This window comes from Dactylosporangium fulvum (genome assembly GCF_025137375.1).
Taxonomy (GTDB): domain Bacteria; phylum Actinomycetota; class Actinomycetes; order Mycobacteriales; family Micromonosporaceae; genus Dactylosporangium; species Dactylosporangium fulvum.
Genome location: NZ_CP073720.1, coordinates 275,252 through 292,181, shown reverse-complemented (window position 1 = coordinate 292,181; position 16,930 = coordinate 275,252). Strand labels below are relative to the sequence as shown.

The window sequence follows — 16,930 nt, the reverse complement described above, 5'->3', positions numbered from 1 at the left end:
TTACGTCAGCTGGACCGTGATCGGCTCACTGATCTTGGTGTCGAGACGGCCGACGAGCTGATACTTCCCGGCCGGCGGGATCTCCCGGTTGGTGCAGCCGTTGTTCGAGGCCTTGCCGTTCCAGTCGATGCTGAACGACTGCTCGATGTTCGGCTTCAGCGTGGTCATCTTGCTGCCGTGCGGTGCGTCGCAGTCGTCCGACGACCACATCTTCACCGCGCCGACCTGCAGGTACATCTCCTGACGGTCGGCGCCGAGGTCCCGTATGCAGTCGCGGGCCGAGATGTTCTTGATCCTGAGCGTGAACTTGAGATACGCCCCGCGGAACTGCGCCGGCTGCTCCGGCGAGGCGATCAGCGACAGGTCGGCGTCGGCGCACACCGGCACCGTCGAGTCGATCGACGGCTGTGGCGCCGAGGACGAGGGCGCTGCCGACGACGGCGCGGACGACGCGGGGTCGCCGGTGGTCGGCACCAGCAGCGTCGTGGTCGGCTCGGCGGACGTCGGCGACGTGGACGCGCCCTGGGACGTCTTGTTCTTGTCGCCCGTGTTGTTGCCGCACGAGGCGGCCCACAGCACGAGAACGGCGACCAGAAGCACGCCGCCCACGATCGCCCGGCGTCGCCAATAGACGCCAGCAGGCAGCGGGCCAACCGTCAGCTTCATGATGCACTCACCGTATCGGGGGAACGGGGGGTGATCGGGGCGGCGCGCCGTGATAACCGCTCAGAGATAGACCTTGCGGGCGTACACGGCATGTGCCCCGGCGACACGATCGAGGAACAGTAACCCAGCGCAATGGTCGATCTCATGCTGGAGTGCCCTCGCTTCGAAGGCATCCGTCGTGATCTGCATCTCTTCGGTACTGCCGGGCGCGTACCCGGCGACCACGAGCCGGTTGGCCCGCTTCACGTCACCGGTGAGGTCCGGCACCGACATGCAGCCCTCCCGGCCCTTCTGCCACTGCGACGCCTCGACGATGCGCGCGTTGCACAGCACGAACGCGCCGTTGACGGTGCGGGCCTTGGGGTGGCCGGTCACGTCCACGGCGAACACCTGGGCGGCGACGCCGACCTGCGGCGCCGCCAGCCCGACGCAGCCGGGCGAGACCCGCATCGTCGCCAGCAGGTCCGCGGCGAGCTGCAGGATCTCCGGCGCGGTCGGGTCCACGGGTTCACTCGGCGTGCCGAGCACGGTGGCAGGCGCCTGCACCACGGGCAGCACGGTGCCCTCGGGCAACGTCACAACACGTCCGCTTCGGCCGGGCGGAACGTGGCCTCGACCCCGAGCCGCTGGGCCGCCACGGACAGCGACGCGCCAAGCGCGTCGGCGTCGACCCCCTCGGGGAGGTCGACCTCGGCCACCACGACATACAGGGTGCCGGCGAGCCGCGTCGTGAGGTCGGTGATGTTGCCGCCCGACTCGGCGATCGTGCGGCTCAGCGTCGCCACGATCCCCAGCCGGTCCGCCCCGTGCACGGTCAGCACGTGGTGCGTGCCGGTCGTCTCGTGGATCGGCTCCTCGGCCACCCGGCGCACGGTGACCAGGAGCGTCCGCTCGGCCGTGAGCGGCTCCAGCGCCTCCTCGATCTCCTCGGCGCTCGGCGGTCCGATGCAGACCAGTGTCATCGCGAAGTGCCCGCGCAGGCGGGTCATCGTGGAGTCGGTGAGGTTGAGCCCGAGCCGGGCGAGGATCTCGGCCACGTCGGCGATGATGCCGGGCCGGTCGTGCCCGATGACGGTGACGGCGTACTCGTTCACCGGCTTATCCTTGCGTATCGCTACCGAAGCCATCGCACAGACCGTCACCGACTGGTATGACAAGCACGCCCGCGACCTGCCCTGGCGCCAGCCGGACGCGTCGCCGTGGGGCGTGCTGGTCAGCGAGGTCATGCTGCAACAGACCCAGGTCTCGCGGGTCGAGCCCGCCTGGCACCGCTGGATGGAGCGCTGGCCGACCCCGGCGCACCTGGCCGCCGACCCGCCCGGCGAGGCGATCCGGGCCTGGGACCGCCTCGGCTACCCGCGCCGCGCGCTGCGGCTGCACGCCTGTGCCACCGCCATCGTCGAGCGCCACGACGGCGAGGTCCCCGACGATGTCGACGCGCTGCTGGCCCTGCCCGGCATCGGCATGTACACGGCCCGTGCCGTCGCCGCGTTCGCCTTCCGCCAGCGCCACCCCGTCGTCGACACCAACGTGCGCCGCGTGGTCGCACGGGTCGTCGAGGGCGCGGCCGACGGCGGCGCCGCGACGACCCCGGCCGACCTGCGCGCCGTCGAAGTACTGCTGCCCGACGACCACGAGGCCGCGGCCCGCGCCTCGGTCGCCTTCATGGAACTCGGCGCGATGATCTGCACCGCGCGTGCGCCACGGTGCGCCGACTGTCCACTGACGACGGTGTGCGCCTGGCGGTTGGCCGGTTCGCCGCCCGCTGACGGGCCGAGCCGGCGCACCCAGCGGTACCACGGAACCGACCGCTACGTGCGCGGCCTGATGATGGCTGTCCTGCGCGCCAGCGACGAGCCGGTGCCGCTCGACCGGCTGGACGAGGTCTGGCCCGACGCGCAGCAGCGGCAGCGGGCACTCGACGGGTTGCTCGCCGACGGGCTGGCCCGCCGGAGGGGCGCCATGTTTACCCTGCCGGGGTGACGCCGAATGTGATTTCGCCGGTTGCCATCCGATCAGGTGGGCATATTCACCGGTTCGATGTACACAAACCCCGATAATCTCCTTTCGTGCTGATCCCTCCCGCGCCCGCCGGGGGCTTGACCCGGGCGCGGCGGTTCACGACGGTGTTCGCGCTCGTCACTGCGCTCGCCCTCACCGCCTGTGGTTCGCCGAAAAACGAAGACCCGAAGTCGCTCGGCGCCGGTGCCGGGCCGACCGTCACCGGGTCACCGTCGCCGTCGGCAACAGCGACGGCCTCGACCGAACCGTCCGGTCACCCGTCCGGCGACCCGGCCGGGGCGCCGTCGGCCAGCGCCACGAACCCCGGCAAGAGCCCGACGGGCACCGCGTCCTCGCTCCCGCCGCCCGGCAGCGCCTACCAGGGCAGGCTGCCGAAGTTCGCCAAGCCGCCGCAGGCGCAACGGATCAGCGTGCCGGAGAGCACGAGCGCGGCGTATTTCGCGCGGATTCCCACCGACCAGCCGGTCGCCTTCATCACCATCGACGACGGCTGGATCAAGCGGCCGGAGGCGCTCGACCTGTTCCGCGAGGCGGGCGTACCGGTGACGCTGTTCCTGACGATCAACGCGATCAAGGACGATCCCGCGTACTTCAAGCGCCTCCAGGACGCCGGCGCGGTGATCGAGGCGCACACGGTCAGCCACCCGAACCTGAGGGGCAAGCCGTACGGCTTCCAGCACAAGGAGGTCTGCGGCTCCGCGGACCAGCTGGGCAACATGTTCGGCAAGCGCCCGACGCTGTTCCGCCCGCCGTTCGGTGAGAAGGACGCCACGACCCTCAAGGTCGCGCACGACTGCGGGCTCAAGGCCGGCTTCTTCTGGAAGGAGACGGTCGACAAGGGCACCGTGCGCTTCCAGGAGGGCCACACGATCCAGCGGGGCGACATCATCCTCATGCACTTCCGCGACCGCTTCGTCGACGACTTCATCGCCGCGTTGCAGGCCATCAGCGCCGCGGGCCTCACCCCGGCCCTGCTGGAGGACTACATCCCCTGATACGCCGTGGTGAGGGCCACCCGGGCGTCCTCTGACATCGGCAGGTGCCGCCGTACCGCGTCGCGGAATCCGCGCGGTACGGCGAACCAGCCCGGCCTGCCAGGCACCGGCTGGACGAACGGCGGCATGGCGGCAAGATCCTCGGTGAGGTCGAGCCGATCGGCGGTAGCCGCGTCGATGCCCGGCAGCTGCGCGAGCCGCTGCACCAGGTCACGGTCGTCGCGGCTGAGCCCGTCGAGCACCGCGCCCACGAGATGGTCCTGCAGCGACCCGCTGACCCGGGCAAGCACCGCGAGACGCGCGGCCCGTTCGCTGGCCGGCTGCTGCGCGAGCCAGGCGGCGGCCAGCCCGACGAGCGCCGGCCAGCCGTTGGTGAGCAGATGCAGGTCCGGCGCCAGCGCATCGGCCGCGGCGGCGTCCCCGAAGGCGGCTGCGAGCACCTGGTACGTCTCGTCTTCGGCGAACGCCAGATCAGCCTCCCCGAGCCGCTGCGCGGGCCCGGCGTCGAACGGCAGGCTGTCGCGGGAGGCCAGGACGAGCCGTGCCGTGCCGGTCGTACACAAGCTCGCGAGCCGCGGCAGGAGCGGGCTGTCCGCCGGCAGCTCGTCGATCCCGTCGACGACGAGCGGCACATCCTGGAGCGTCTCGACCGGCGCCGTTCCCAGATCGAGCAGCGCCACCCCGCAGGCGGAAACCCAGGCGCTGAGCAGTGTGCTCTTGCCCGCTCCGGCTCCCGCCACGACGACGGTGAGCCGCTCGCGGGACCGACCTAATCGGTCGAGCAGCGCGGGCCGCCCGATCGGCTTGGGCGCCGGCTGGCGACCGAACCGTGCGGCGTCAAAGCCGATACGCTCCTTACTCACGCCGGGAACATAACCCGGAAGGACCGCCTCGTAGGAGAGCCACCGGCAAACAGCCAGGTTCCCGATCGCAGTCTGCCTCCAGGCTCCCGGCGCGATGTGGCCGGCCTGAACGACCTTGGAAGATCGTGGCCCCTCTGGGGGCCGCAACACTCCAAGGTCGACTCCCCGCTGTTCGCGGCCTGCAAGCAACCCGCGAGCGCCGTCGCCGCCGCCCTGTTCGCGCCCCGCAAGCAATCTGCCCAGCGTCCCGCTCAGCGCCGCCGCGACCTGTTCGCGCTGATCGGTCCCGCGTCCCGGCCGCCGAGGGCCGGAACGGGACGTCGGCGCACGGCGGCGGCCCGCCCGGGGAGGGCTCGTCGCCGACGCCGAGAGGCCCCCGGCTCGAGGTGCGAGCCGGGGGCCTCTCCACGTGCTGGAGGTCGTTGCGTTAGGCGGCCGACTCCTCGGACGAACCGCCGGCCAGCTCGGCCGGAACCGCGTCGGGCACGGCACCCGGGCGGTCAGCGCCGTTGAAGACCAGCTTGGCCTTCTCGAACTGGGCCGGGTCGCCCTCGCAGTCGATGACCACGATCTGGCCCGGGCGCAGCTCGTTGAAGAGGATGCGCTCGGACAGGGCGTCCTCGATCTCGCGCTGGATGGTCCGGCGCAGCGGCCGGGCGCCCAGCACGGGGTCGTAGCCCTTGTTCGCCAGGAACTTCTTGGCGTTGTCCGTCAGCTCCAGACCCATGTCCTTGTTGCGGAGCTGGGTCTCGATCCGGGCGATCATCAGGTCGACGATGCCGAGGATCTGGTCCTGCATGAGCTGGTGGAAGACGATCGTGTCGTCGATGCGGTTGAGGAACTCCGGGCGGAAGTGCTGCTTCAGCTCGTCGTTGACCTTCTGCTTCATCCGCTCGTAGTTGGACTCGTTGTCCTCCGACGCCTGGAAGCCCAGCGACACGGCCTTGGCCACGTCACGGGTGCCCAGGTTGGTGGTCAGGATGATCACCGTGTTCTTGAAGTCCACGATGCGACCCTGACCGTCGGTGAGCCGACCGTCCTCGAGGATCTGCAGCAGGGTGTTGAACACGTCCGGGTGGGCCTTCTCGATCTCGTCGAAGAGGACCACCGAGAACGGCCGGCGGCGAACCTTCTCGGTCAGCTGGCCACCCTCGTCGTAACCGACGTAGCCGGGAGGCGCACCGACGAGGCGGGACACCGTGTACCGGTCGTGGAACTCGGACATGTCGAGCTGGATCAGCGCGTCCTCGGAACCGAAGAGGAACTCGGCGAGCGCCTTGGACAGCTCCGTCTTACCGACACCGGACGGGCCGGCGAAGATGAACGAGCCGGAGGGCCGCTTCGGGTCCTTCAGGCCGGCCCGGGTGCGCCGGATGGCCTTCGAGACCGCCTTGACCGCGTCGTCCTGGCCGACGAGGCGCTTGTGCAGCTCGTCCTCCATGCGGAGCAGGCGGGCCGTCTCCTCCTCGGTCAGCTTGTAGACCGGGATGCCGGTCCAGTTCGCCAGGACCTCGGCGATCTGCTCGTCGTCGACCTCGGACACGACGTCCAGGTCGCCGGCCTTCCACTCCTTCTCCCGCTGCGCCTTCTGCCCGAGCAGCTGCTTCTCCTTGTCGCGCAGCTGCGCGGCACGCTCGAAGTCCTGCGCGTCGATCGCCGACTCCTTGTCGCGACGCACCTGAGCGATGCGCTCGTCGAAGTCACGCAGGTCTGGCGGCGCGGTCATCCGGCGGATGCGCATGCGGGCACCGGCCTCGTCGATCAGGTCGATCGCCTTGTCCGGCAGGTAGCGGTCGGAGATGTAGCGGTCGGCGAGCGTCGCAGCGGCCACCAGGGCGGCATCGGTGATCGTCACCCGGTGGTGCGCCTCGTAGCGGTCCCGCAGGCCCTTGAGGATCTCGATGGTGTGCGTCAGCGACGGCTCGCCCACCTGGATCGGCTGGAAGCGCCGCTCGAGCGCGGCGTCCTTCTCGAGGTGCTTGCGGTATTCGTCCAGCGTGGTCGCGCCGATGGTCTGCAGCTCGCCACGGGCCAGCATCGGCTTGAGGATGCTCGCCGCGTCGATCGCGCCCTCCGCGGCACCCGCACCGACGAGCGTGTGGATCTCGTCGATGAACAGGATGATGTCGCCGCGGGTCCGGATCTCCTTGAGGACCTTCTTCAGCCGCTCCTCGAAGTCACCGCGGTAGCGGGAACCGGCGACCAGCGCACCGAGGTCGAGCGTGTAGAGCTGCTTGTCCTTGAGCGTCTCGGGCACCTCGCCCTTGACGATCCGCTGGGACAGCCCCTCGACCACGGCGGTCTTGCCCACGCCGGGCTCGCCGATGAGGACCGGGTTGTTCTTCGTCCGGCGGGACAGCACCTGCATGACCCGCTCGATTTCCTTCTCCCGGCCGATCACGGGGTCGAGCTTGCCCTCGCGTGCGGCCTGGGTGAGGTTCCGACCGAACTGGTCGAGCACCAGGCTCGTCGACGGGGCCGCTTCGCCCGGGGCACCGGTGCCGGCAGCCGCCGGCTCCTTGCCCTGGTAGCCGGAAAGCAGCTGGATGACCTGCTGACGGACCCGGTTGAGGTCGGCGCCCAGCTTGACCAGCACCTGAGCAGCGACGCCCTCACCCTCCCGGATCAGGCCGAGGAGGATGTGTTCGGTGCCGATGTAGTTGTGCCCGAGCTGCAGCGCCTCACGCAACGACAGCTCCAGCACCTTCTTGGCGCGTGGCGTGAACGGGATGTGCCCGCTCGGCGCCTGCTGGCCCTGGCCGATGATCTCCTCGACCTGCTGGCGGACACCCTCCAGCGAGATGCCGAGGCTCTCGAGCGCCTTGGCCGCCACGCCCTCACCCTCGTGGATGAGGCCGAGCAGGATGTGCTCGGTGCCGATGTAGTTGTGGTTGAGCATCCGGGCCTCTTCTTGGGCCAGAACGACAACCCGTCGTGCTCGGTCGGTGAACCGCTCGAACATCCCTGCTCCTCACGTGCCGTGTCCGTCGCCGCCGCTTCCTCGCGGAACCCCCCTAGGAGGGATCGCCACGCCAAAGCTCTGTCGGACGCCAACGTGACCGTGCCATCACTCTATCGCCGCGGACCGACACATTGCGGGTGTGCGGCATCGCCGCACCCCACGATCGGACCACGCCATGGTCGTTGCGCGGTAGTTGCCTACCCTGCGGGCACCACGTGTACCCGGTGCTTTTGCCCAACGCTCGCACCTCGCAGCCTGTTCCAGCACCCCGCCGCGTACGCCAAGAGCGAAATCCCCGCCCGAGACACGGCACCCACCGTAACCAAATTGTTACGGTGGGTGCCGAAGCGGTCAAATCGCGCGTGAGTGGCCATAACGAACGGTCAGGTCACAAGCGGACAACGCCCCTAGCGACCCGCTTCGGCGTTGTAGCGGTCGACGATTTCCTGCTTGATCCGACCACGGTCGGAGACCTTGATGCCCTTGCTCTGTGCCCATTCCCGAATCGCTTTGTTCTGCTCGCGATCGGCGGCCGCGCCACCCCGGCCGCGCGCACTGGCCGCACGCCCACCGACAACGACGCCACCCCGGCCGACCTTGGTGCCGGCAGTCAAGAAGGGGGCGAAGGCATCCCGGAGCTTCGACGCGTTCTTCTTGGAGAGGTCGATCTCGTACTGAACGCCGTCGAGCGCGAACTTCACGGTCTCGTCGGCTTCCCCGCCGTCGATGTCGTCGACCAGCACGTGGATGGTCCGCTTCGCCACTGTCGTATTCCCTTCGAGGAAGGCCGCCCCGTATGTGCGAATGCAAAGATAACGCAGTACAGGACCGCCCCGTCAACGGTACGCCGAAACTACTCCGGCCGCACCAGCGGAAACAGGATCGTTTCCCGAATGCCGAGCCCGGTGAGTGCCATGAGAAGGCGATCGATTCCCATGCCCATGCCGCCGCTCGGCGGCATTCCGTACTCCAGCGCGCGTAGATAGTCTTCATCCAGTTGCATCGCGTCCGGATCACCCTTGGCAGCCAGGAGCGACTGCGCGACCAAACGCTCGCGCTGCACAACCGGGTCGACCAGTTCCGAGTAGGCCGTGGCGAGCTCGAAGCCCTGCACGTAAAGGTCCCACTTCTCGGTCAGCCCCGGCGTGACGCGGTGCGACCGCGTGAGCGGCGAGGTCTCCTCGGGATAATCGCGCACGAAGGTCGGCTCGATCAGGTCCGGCACGACCAGCGCCTCGAACAGTTCCTCGGCAAGCTTTCCGGGACCCCACTTCGGGTCGACCTTGACGTCGTGCTTGTCGGCCAGCTCGGTCAGGCGGCTGTACGGCGTTTCGACCGTCACCTCCTCACCCACCGCTTCGGAAAGCACGCCGTAAAGCGTCACGCTGCGCCACTGGCCACCGAGGTCGTACTCGCTGCCGTCGGCATAACGCACCGCATGCGACCCGGTCAGCGCTTCCGTCGCCCCCTGCACGAGTTGCCGGGTAAGGTCGGCCATGACGTTGTAGTCCGCATAAGCCTGGTAGGCCTCCAGCATCGCGAACTCCGGCGAGTGCGAGGAGTCGATGCCCTCATTGCGGAAGTTGCGGTTGATCTCGAAGACCCGCTCGATGCCGCCGACCACGCAGCGCTTCAGAAATAGCTCCGGGGCGATCCGGAGGTACAAATCCGTGTCGAGTGCATTGCTATGTGTGACGAATGGCCGTGCGGCCGCACCTCCATGCAGCAACTGCAACATGGGGGTTTCCACCTCGAGATAGTCCAGATCGTGCAACGTTGCCCGCAACGAACGGACCACCGTCGCCCGGGTGCGTACCATTTCGCGGGCCTGCGGGCGCACCACGAGGTCGACATAACGCTGCCGCACCCGGCTTTCCTCGCTCATCGGCTTGTGCGCGACGGGCAACGGGCGAAGCGCCTTGGCGGTGACCTGCCACGAGTCGGCAAGAATGGAAAGCTCGCCACGGCGGCTCGTGATGACCTCACCGGTGACGCCGACATGGTCACCGAGGTCGACCAGCCGCTTCCATTCCTCCAGCGCCTCCGGGCCGACCTTGTCCAACGACAGCATCGCCTGCAGCTCGACGCCGTCACCGGCACGCAAGGTGGCGAACGCGAGCTTGCCGGTGTTGCGGATGAAGATGACCCGCCCGGCCACCGCCGCCTTGTCCCCGGTGGCGGTGTCGGTCGGCAGGTCGCCGTACCGCTGCCGGAGCTCGGCGATCGTGGTGGTGCGCGGGAAGTCCACGGGGTACGGTTCCCGGCCCTCTTCCAGTAGCCGGGCCCGCTTCTCCCGGCGGATCTTCATCTGCTCGGGGAGATCGACATCCAGTTCGACGGCGGGCTGGTCCTTCACTGCACAACAATCCTCTGCGACAAGAGTGGGAAATTCTTGAAGAGCCTACTTCGGTAGCTTTGGCGCGTGGATTTCGCAGCACATGCCTCCTCCTTCGGACCGGCCGCCACCCTCTACGACCGGATCCGCCCCCGCTATCCGCGCCCCGCACTGCAGTGGGCCCTCGACGGCGACACCACCCTCGACGTCGTCGACCTCGGCGCCGGCACCGGCATCCTGACCCGCCAGCTGATCGAGCTCGGCCACCGGGTCGTCGCCGTCGAGCCCGACCCGAAGATGCGCGCCCAGATCGGCGGCGACGCCCGGGAGGGCAACGCGACGGCGATCCCGCTCGGCGACGCCTCGGCCGACGTGGTGACCGCCGGCCAGGCCTACCACTGGTTCCCCGGTGAGCCCGCACACACCGAGATCGCCCGGGTGCTGCGCCCCGGCGGCCGGTTCATCCCGATCTGGAACGTCCGCGACGAGTCGGTGCCCTGGGTGGCCGAGCTGACCGCGGTGTTCGACGGCCACCGGGGCCGCGACGCGCTGGACGAGCGCCACCTGCCGGCCGACCAGTTCGGCCCCCGGTTCGGCCCGGCCGAGCTGCGCACCTTCCCGTGGAGCGCCACGCACACCGTGGAGTCGCTGCTCGACCTGATCCGCTCCCGCTCCTACTACCTCGTCTCCGACGAGGCGACCCGGACACAGCTCGAGCGGCACGTCCGCGACCTGGTCGCGAGGTCGGTGCAGACCGAGGAGCTCGAGCTGCCGTACCTGACCTACGTCTACCGCGCGACCAAGCTCTGAGCGACAGCCCTACGTGTTGCGGTCGAAGATCAGGCGCAGCCCGATCAGCGTCAGCATCGGCTCATGGTGCGTCACCGTCTGGCACTCGCCGATCACGATCGAGGCCAGACCGCCGGTCGCCACGACCGCCTTCACCGAACCGCCCAGCTCCGCCGTCACCCCGCGGACGACCCCGTCGACCTGCCCCGCGAAGCCGTAGACCACGCCGGACTGCAGGCACTCGACGGTGTTCTTGCCGATCACCCGGGGCGGCTTGACCAGCTCGACCTTGCGCAGCTGGGCGGCCCGGCCGGCGAGCGCGTCGACGGAGATCTCGATGCCGGGCGCCAGCACCCCGCCGAGGAACTCACCCTTGGCGGAGACGACGTCGAAGTTGGTCGAGGTGCCGAAGTCGACGACGATCGACGGCCCGCCGAAGAGGCTGTAGGCGGCGAGCGTGTTGGCCACCCGGTCGGTGCCGACCTCCTTCGGGTTGTCGATGGCCAACTGGACGCCGGTCCGCACACCGGGCTCCACGATCACGGTGGGGACGCCCGGGTAGTACCGCTGCAGCATCGTGCGCAGGTTGCGCAGGGCGGCCGGCACGGTCGAACACGCCGCGATGCCGGTCAGCGACACGGCGTCGGTGGCGAGCAGCCCCCGGTAGAGCAGGCCCAACTCGTCGGCGGTGGCACGCGCGTCGGTCTTGATCCGCCACGAGTGGACGATCTTCTCGCCCTCAAACGTGGCGAGCACCGTGTTGGTGTTTCCGATGTCGATGCACAGCAGCACGTCGGAAGCCTATCGGCAGCCCGGCGCCATCCGGTCGACGCCCACGGCGGCGGCTCATCTACCATGCCGTCCCAATGACCGGACTCCTTGCGCTATTGCCGCTCGCAACGCTCCTCTTCGCCACCGTTGCGCTGCGTCCCCGCGCGGCGGACACACCGCAAGAGCCTGCGGAAGAGACCCCCGGAGACCGGAACCCACGGGACCTCCGCCGCACCGTCATCCAGGCCGCCGTCGCCGTCTGCGCCGCCGCGATCGTCAGCGTCGAGGTGCTGTCCCTGTTCGGCGCCATCGCCGCCGCGCCGGTCATCGTGCTGTGGGCGCTCGCCACGCTCGCCACCGGCTACCTCGCCTGGCGCCGGATGCCTCGATTCGGGCGGCCCACGCTGCGCCTCGGCACCGCGCTGAGCGTCGCGATCCCCCTCGGCCTGCTCGTCGCCATGGAACTCGTCCTGGCCGTGGCCTCGTCGCCGAACAACTTCGACTCCAACCACTACCACCTGGCCAAGATCGAGCACTGGATCGCCAACGGCGACGTGGGCGTCTACGCCACCATCCAGACCCAGCAGATCATCCTGGTCCCCGGCTCCGAGTACCTGCTGCTGCACCTGCGCCTGCTCACCGGCGGCGACGGACAGTTCAACCTGGTGCAGTGGGGCGCCGGCCTGCTCGGCGCGGTCGCCGTCTCCCGGTGCGCGGCACAGCTCGGTGCGGGCCGGCTCGGCCAGTGGCTGGCCGCCGCTGTGTTCCTCACCACGCCCGCGATCGTCCTGGAGTCCACCAGCACCCAGAACGACCTCGTCGTGGCCACCTGGGTGGCCTGCGCGGCGACGATCGCCCTCGACGGCGTCCACCGCCGGGCAACCCCCGCCGACGTGCTCGCCCTCGGCGCCACAGCGGGTCTGGTCGTCGTGACGAAGTCGACCGGGCTCATGGCCCTGGCGCCGGTACTGCTGTTCTGGGGCATCTGCCAGCTACGGCAACGGGCGATCGGCCGTACCGCCGCCGCCACCCTCGCCGTCGTGGCGCTGATCGGCCTGCTCGCCGGACCGGCGCTGTTCCGCGTGCACGAGGCCTTCGGCTCGCCGCTCGGCCCGGACGCCTACCGCGCCGGCCTGTCCACCCAGCGGCATGACCCGGCGGCGGTACTGGTCAACGGCCTACGCCTCGGCGCGTCGACGCTCCTGACGCCGATACCGCAGGTCAACGAGGCCGTCGGCAAGGCCGTCGTCGAGGTGGCCCATCGGGTCGGCGTGGACCCGAACGACCCGGCGATCACCCAGTGGCGCAGTGTCTTCCCCGGCACGCGGTGGAAGCCCGACGAGGACCGCTCGCCGTACCCGATCCAGTCCGCACTCGTCCTCGTCGCGCTCGCCGTGAGCCTCTTCGCCCGCCCGACCCGGCCCTACGCGGCGGCGGTGCTCGGCGCGTTCATCCTCACCGCCGCCATCGTGAAGTGGCAGGACTGGGGCAACCGGCTGATCCTGCCGACGTTCGCGCTCAGCGTCCCGCTCGCCGGCTACTGGCTCGGGCGGATCGTGCGGCGCAAGGCCGTCGCCGCCGGGGTGGCGCTGGTGATGACCGGCGCCTTCGCGTACGCCTACACCTGCGTGCTGCTCGGTCAGCCGCGGCGGCTGATCGGCCAGGGCTCGGTCTTCACGCTGGACGACTGGCAGGAGCGGTTCGTGCGCATGCCCGACCAGGCCGCCTCGTACCGCACGGCGATCGACGACGTGCGGGCCTCCGGCGCGCGGCGGGTGGGCATGGTGATGGAGGGCGACCTCTGGGAGTACCCCTTCCAGATCACGCTGACCGATGTGGAGCTGGTGTCGATGGAGTCCGGAGTCCCGACCCGCCCAGCGCCGAGCGTGACCTCGGTCGACGCCATCATCTGCGTGGCCCCCGTCGACGTCTGCGGCCGCGTCGTGCCGGCCGACTGGCGTCTCCACCAGATCGACCCGCTCGTCGCGACAGCCTTCCCGCCGGGTCGCTGACCTGCGGTACCACGATCAGTGCGTGCGCAGGTCCATGGCGATGTCGAGGATCGGCGACGAGTGCGTGAGCCCGCCGACCGACAGGTAGTCGACGCCGGTGGCCGCGTATTCCGCCGCCGTCTCCAGCCGCAGGTTGCCGGTCGCCTCCAGCTCGGCCCGGCCGCCGACCGCACTGACGACCTCGCGAAGCAGCTCCGGGGTCATGTTGTCGAGCAACAGGAACGTGGCGCCCGCGGTCACCGCCTCGACGGCCTCGCCGACGGTGGTGACCTCCACCTGCACCGGCACGTCGGGGAACGCCGCGCGGACCCGCTCGTACGCCGCGGTGATGCCGCCGGCCGCGAGCTTGTGATTGTCCTTGATCATGGCGACGTCGTAGAGGCCCATGCGCTTGTTGGTGCCACCGCCGGCCCGCACCGCGTATTTCTCGAGGATGCGCAGGCCCGGTGTGGTCTTGCGGGTGTCGAGGACGAGCGCCTTGGTGCCGTCCAGCAGGTCGGCCCAGCGGCGGGTGTGCGTGGCGACGCCGGACATGCGGCACAGCAGGTTGAGCGCGGAGCGCTCGGCGGTCAGCAGCGCCCGGGTCGGTCCCGTCACGCTCAGCAGCACGTCGCCACGCTGGACGACGTCCCCGTCGCGCTTACGCAGCTCCACGGCGACGTGGTCGGACGTGGCCTCGAAGACCGCGGCGGCCACCACCAGCCCCGCCACGACCCCGTCGGCGCGCGCGACGATATCGGCCTCGTCGGTCTGGTCCTCGGGGATCGTCGCCACGCTGGTGACGTCGAGCCGGTCGGGGCCGAGGTCTTCAGTGAGCGTGCGCTCGACGATCTCGGCCACGGCGGCCGGGTCGAGCCCGACCTTCCGCAGCGCGGCCTCGGTCTCCAGCCTCATGCTTCCTCCCAGGTTTCGGTGAGCGCGCCGGTGTCGTCGAGGGCGGCGAGGAAGTGGCCCCGGAAGACGTCGCTGGCGTCGGGAAAGTCCTCGCGCCAATGGCAGCCGCGAGTCTCCTGCCGCAACGCCGCAGCGCCGACGAGCGCGCCGGCGACGGTCAGCAGGTTCGTCGCCTCCCAGGCGGCGACGTGCGCGCTCGAGCGGTCGAGCGCGAGCTTGGTGAGGGCCTGAGCGGCCTGGTCGAGCGACTCGCCGCTGCGCAGCACCGACGCGTGCGCCGACATCGCGGCCTGCAGCTGCTGGCGGATGCCGGGGTCCGCGGACCAGGTGGCGGCCTCGACGGCGACCGGGTCGGTCTGCGCCGGCAGCTCCCGGGCGATGTCCTCGGCGATGCGGCGGGCGAACACCAGGCCCTCGAGCAGCGAGTTGGACGCCAGCCGGTTGGCGCCGTGGACGCCGGTGCAGGCGACCTCGCCACACGCGTAGAGCCCGGGGATCGAGGTGCGGCCGAGCAGGTCGGTGCGGACACCGCCGGAGGCGTAGTGGGCCGCGGGCGAGACCGGGATCAGGTCGGCGACGGGGTCGACGCCGGCGGCCCGGCAGGACGCCACGATCGTCGGGAAGCGCCCCTCGAGGAACTCGCGGCCGAGGTGGCGGGCGTCGAGCCAGACGTGGTCGGTGCCCTCGGCGCGCATCACGCGGTAGATGCCCTTGGCGACGATGTCCCGCGGCGCCAGCTCGGCGAGCTCGTGCTTGCCGACCATGAAGCGGTTGCCGTCGCCGTCGCGCAGATAGGCGCCTTCGCCGCGCAGTGCCTCGCTGACCAGCGGCTGCTGGGAGTCGCGGTTGTTGAGGGCCAGCGCGGTCGGGTGGAACTGGACGAACTCGATGTCGGTGACCGTCGCGCCGGCCCGCAGCGCGAGCGCGACCCCGTCGCCGGTGGAGACGATCGGGTTGGTGGTCGCGGCGAAGATCTGGCCCATGCCGCCGGTGGCGAGCACCACAGCCCGGGCGAGCACCGCCCCGACGCCGTCCTCGGAGCCTTCGCCGAGGACGTGCAGGGTGACCCCGCAGGCCCGCCCGTCCTTGTCCGTGAGCAGGTCGAGCACGAGTGCGTGCTCGATGAGGCGGATCCACGGATCCCGGCGCACGGCGGTGTGCAGGGCGCGCTGTACCTCGGCGCCGGTGGCGTCGCCCCCGGCGTGAATGATCCGGTTGGCGTGGTGGCCGCCCTCACGGGTCAGCATGAGCGAGCCGTCGCTGTTGCGGTCGAACTCCGCACCCCAGCGGATCAGCTCCCGCACCCGCGTCGGCCCTTCGCGGACCAGCACGTCGACGGCGGCCGGGTCGCACAGCCCGACGCCCGCGACCAGCGTGTCCTGCGCGTGGGCCTCGGGCGTGTCGAGCGGGTCGAGCACGGCGGCGATGCCGCCCTGCGCCCACCGGGTGGAACCGTCGTCAATGTTGACCTTGGTGACGACGGTGACGTGGAGGCCCGCCTCACGCAGGTGCAGCGCGGCGGTCAGCCCCGCCACCCCTGATCCGATGACCACGATGTCGGTCGGCTCGGCCCATCCGGGCTGCGGCCCGGCAAGTCGGCGCGGCACGCTCGGCAATGTCATCCATACAGTCAACATCACTGACCCGGGTGACGGGTGGTGATGCTCGTCGCGCTCTCCGACACCCTCGCGTCCCCCTTGCCAATCCTCCCCCGCGCCGACGGGCGAGACGGGGCTCAGGCCAGCGGGAGTGGGGCCAGGCCCAGGCCGCGCACGCTCGCCTTCAGCGGTTTCGCGCTCATCAGGTAGCAGGTGAAGGCCTGGTCGCCGCCCAGCCACTCCGACGCCGTCTTCGGGCCGACCGAGCCGGGTGCCAGGTCGGCCCGGGTGCCGTCCTCGGGCAGGCCGAGGTACTTCAGGCCGAGCGTCGTGCAGCCCTTCGCCGTGGACGAGCGGACCGCGGTCTCGTCGAAGGGGGCCTCCGGGGGCGTGATGGTGTAGACGCCGGCGTACTCACCGTCGTGGGGTTCGGTGCACCCGACGTACCGCAGCTGCTCACCGTCGCGACGGACACACGCGATCGCCAGCGGCGACTCCTGCTTGAGCGCCCCGGACAGGCTGCCCGAGCGGGTCACGAACTCATCCGCGGTCGGGCCCGTCACCTCGGCCAGCGCGCAGCCGAAAAAGCCGTCGGCCGACGGCTTGACCCAAGAGGCGAGGATCTGCACACGGGCCTCGTGCCAGCCGCCGCCCAGGAACATCGGGCCCTGCACCAGGCAGGCCCGCCGTGCCTGCGCGTACAGCAGGTTCTCGGTGAGCTTGACGTCCTCGCCCTCGGCGTCGTCGAGCCGGTGCAGCAGGTCCATGCCGACCTGCCCGACGTGGAACACCTCGACGGTGTGGGGGCCGGCACAGTCGACCGGCGCGCCGGGCCACGGGAAGGCGGCCGTTGTGCGGGCGGCGTCGATCTGCCAGCACGAGCCGACCGGCGGCGCACCGGCCGAGGGGGTGCTCGGGATGGCCCGGCCGTTGTCATGGAGGATCCAGGAGGCGCCGCCGCCGAGCAGGACGAGCACGACGGCGATGAATGCGACCCGCTGCTTCATGAGGAAGCAGTGTGCC

15 protein-coding genes are annotated in these 16,930 nt (G+C 70.3%); 4 read left to right on the top strand and 11 right to left on the bottom strand.

The window, feature by feature from the left end; translation table 11 throughout:
- Genes Dfulv_RS01365 through Dfulv_RS01355 form a run of 3 tightly spaced genes read right to left on the bottom strand, consistent with a single transcriptional unit; the run spans position 1 to position 1,760 of the window.
- Positions 1-666, bottom strand: coding sequence for a hypothetical protein (locus Dfulv_RS01365; protein ID WP_259860767.1), 666 nt, complete (start codon positions 664-666; stop codon positions 1-3).
- 60 nt (positions 667-726) lie between these two features.
- Entirely contained in the window at positions 727-1,245 is a 519-nt protein-coding gene (gene def / locus Dfulv_RS01360) for a peptide deformylase (RefSeq protein WP_259860766.1), read from the bottom strand.
- Positions 1,242-1,760 carry a glycine cleavage system protein R gene (locus tag Dfulv_RS01355; protein ID WP_259860765.1) on the bottom strand — a complete coding sequence of 173 codons (519 nt, stop codon included), beginning with the start codon at positions 1,758-1,760 and terminating at the stop codon, positions 1,242-1,244. The genes def and Dfulv_RS01355 overlap by 4 nt, the downstream gene beginning before the upstream one ends.
- Positions 1,761-1,770: 10 nt before the next feature.
- Here Dfulv_RS01355 and Dfulv_RS01350 point away from each other — a divergent pair, with 10 nt between their 5' ends.
- Together Dfulv_RS01350 and Dfulv_RS01345 are read left to right on the top strand one after the other, a co-directional pair.
- Positions 1,771-2,649 carry an HhH-GPD family protein gene (locus Dfulv_RS01350; protein WP_259860764.1) on the top strand — a complete coding sequence of 293 codons (879 nt, stop codon included), beginning with the start codon at positions 1,771-1,773 and terminating at the stop codon, positions 2,647-2,649.
- Positions 2,650-2,735: 86 nt separating this feature from the next.
- A complete protein-coding gene (locus tag Dfulv_RS01345) occupies positions 2,736-3,683 on the top strand; it encodes a polysaccharide deacetylase family protein (protein WP_259860763.1) in 948 nt (315 codons plus the stop codon).
- Here Dfulv_RS01345 and Dfulv_RS01340 read toward each other — a convergent pair.
- The 4 genes from Dfulv_RS01340 to lysS all read right to left on the bottom strand — a co-directional run bounded on the left by Dfulv_RS01340 (position 3,671) and on the right by lysS (position 9,864).
- The gene (locus tag Dfulv_RS01340; protein WP_259860762.1) at positions 3,671-4,546 is read right to left on the bottom strand and encodes a hypothetical protein; all 876 of its coding nucleotides are present in this window, start codon (positions 4,544-4,546) and stop codon (positions 3,671-3,673) included. The two genes, Dfulv_RS01345 and Dfulv_RS01340, sit on opposite strands and share 13 nt — an antisense overlap.
- Positions 4,547-4,973: 427 nt before the next feature.
- A complete protein-coding gene (locus Dfulv_RS01335; protein ID WP_259860761.1) occupies positions 4,974-7,508 on the bottom strand; it encodes an ATP-dependent Clp protease ATP-binding subunit in 2,535 nt (844 codons plus the stop codon).
- Positions 7,509-7,915: 407 nt separating this feature from the next.
- Positions 7,916-8,272: a histone-like nucleoid-structuring protein Lsr2 gene (locus Dfulv_RS01330; RefSeq protein WP_259860760.1), complete on the bottom strand. Its 357-nt coding sequence runs from the start codon at positions 8,270-8,272 to the stop codon at positions 7,916-7,918.
- 89 nt (positions 8,273-8,361) lie between these two features.
- Positions 8,362-9,864, bottom strand: coding sequence for a lysine--tRNA ligase (lysS, locus tag Dfulv_RS01325; protein WP_259860759.1), 1,503 nt, complete (start codon positions 9,862-9,864; stop codon positions 8,362-8,364).
- A gap of 66 nt (positions 9,865-9,930) precedes the next feature.
- On the opposite strand from lysS, the gene Dfulv_RS01320 reads away from it, so the two are divergent.
- The gene (locus tag Dfulv_RS01320) at positions 9,931-10,653 is read left to right on the top strand and encodes a class I SAM-dependent methyltransferase (RefSeq protein WP_259860758.1); all 723 of its coding nucleotides are present in this window, start codon (positions 9,931-9,933) and stop codon (positions 10,651-10,653) included.
- A gap of 9 nt (positions 10,654-10,662) precedes the next feature.
- Here Dfulv_RS01320 and Dfulv_RS01315 read toward each other — a convergent pair whose 3' ends face one another.
- A complete protein-coding gene (locus Dfulv_RS01315; protein ID WP_259860757.1) occupies positions 10,663-11,424 on the bottom strand; it encodes a type III pantothenate kinase in 762 nt (253 codons plus the stop codon).
- Between the two features lie 74 nt (positions 11,425-11,498).
- On the opposite strand from Dfulv_RS01315, the gene Dfulv_RS01310 reads away from it, so the two are divergent.
- Positions 11,499-13,415 (top strand): hypothetical protein, encoded by a 1,917-nt coding sequence (locus Dfulv_RS01310; protein WP_259860756.1) that lies wholly within the window; start codon positions 11,499-11,501, stop codon positions 13,413-13,415.
- Between the two features lie 15 nt (positions 13,416-13,430).
- Here the strand turns inward: Dfulv_RS01310 and nadC are convergent, their stop codons facing one another.
- The 3 genes from nadC to Dfulv_RS01295 all read right to left on the bottom strand — a co-directional run bounded on the left by nadC (position 13,431) and on the right by Dfulv_RS01295 (position 16,914).
- Entirely contained in the window at positions 13,431-14,309 is an 879-nt protein-coding gene (gene nadC / locus Dfulv_RS01305; RefSeq protein ID WP_259860755.1) for a carboxylating nicotinate-nucleotide diphosphorylase, read from the bottom strand.
- Entirely contained in the window at positions 14,306-15,931 is a 1,626-nt protein-coding gene (locus Dfulv_RS01300; RefSeq protein ID WP_259860754.1) for an L-aspartate oxidase, read from the bottom strand. Before Dfulv_RS01300 ends, nadC begins: the two co-directional genes overlap by 4 nt.
- A gap of 113 nt (positions 15,932-16,044) precedes the next feature.
- A complete protein-coding gene (locus Dfulv_RS01295) occupies positions 16,045-16,914 on the bottom strand; it encodes a septum formation family protein (RefSeq protein WP_259860753.1) in 870 nt (289 codons plus the stop codon).
- Between the last annotated feature and the right edge of the window lie 16 nt (positions 16,915-16,930).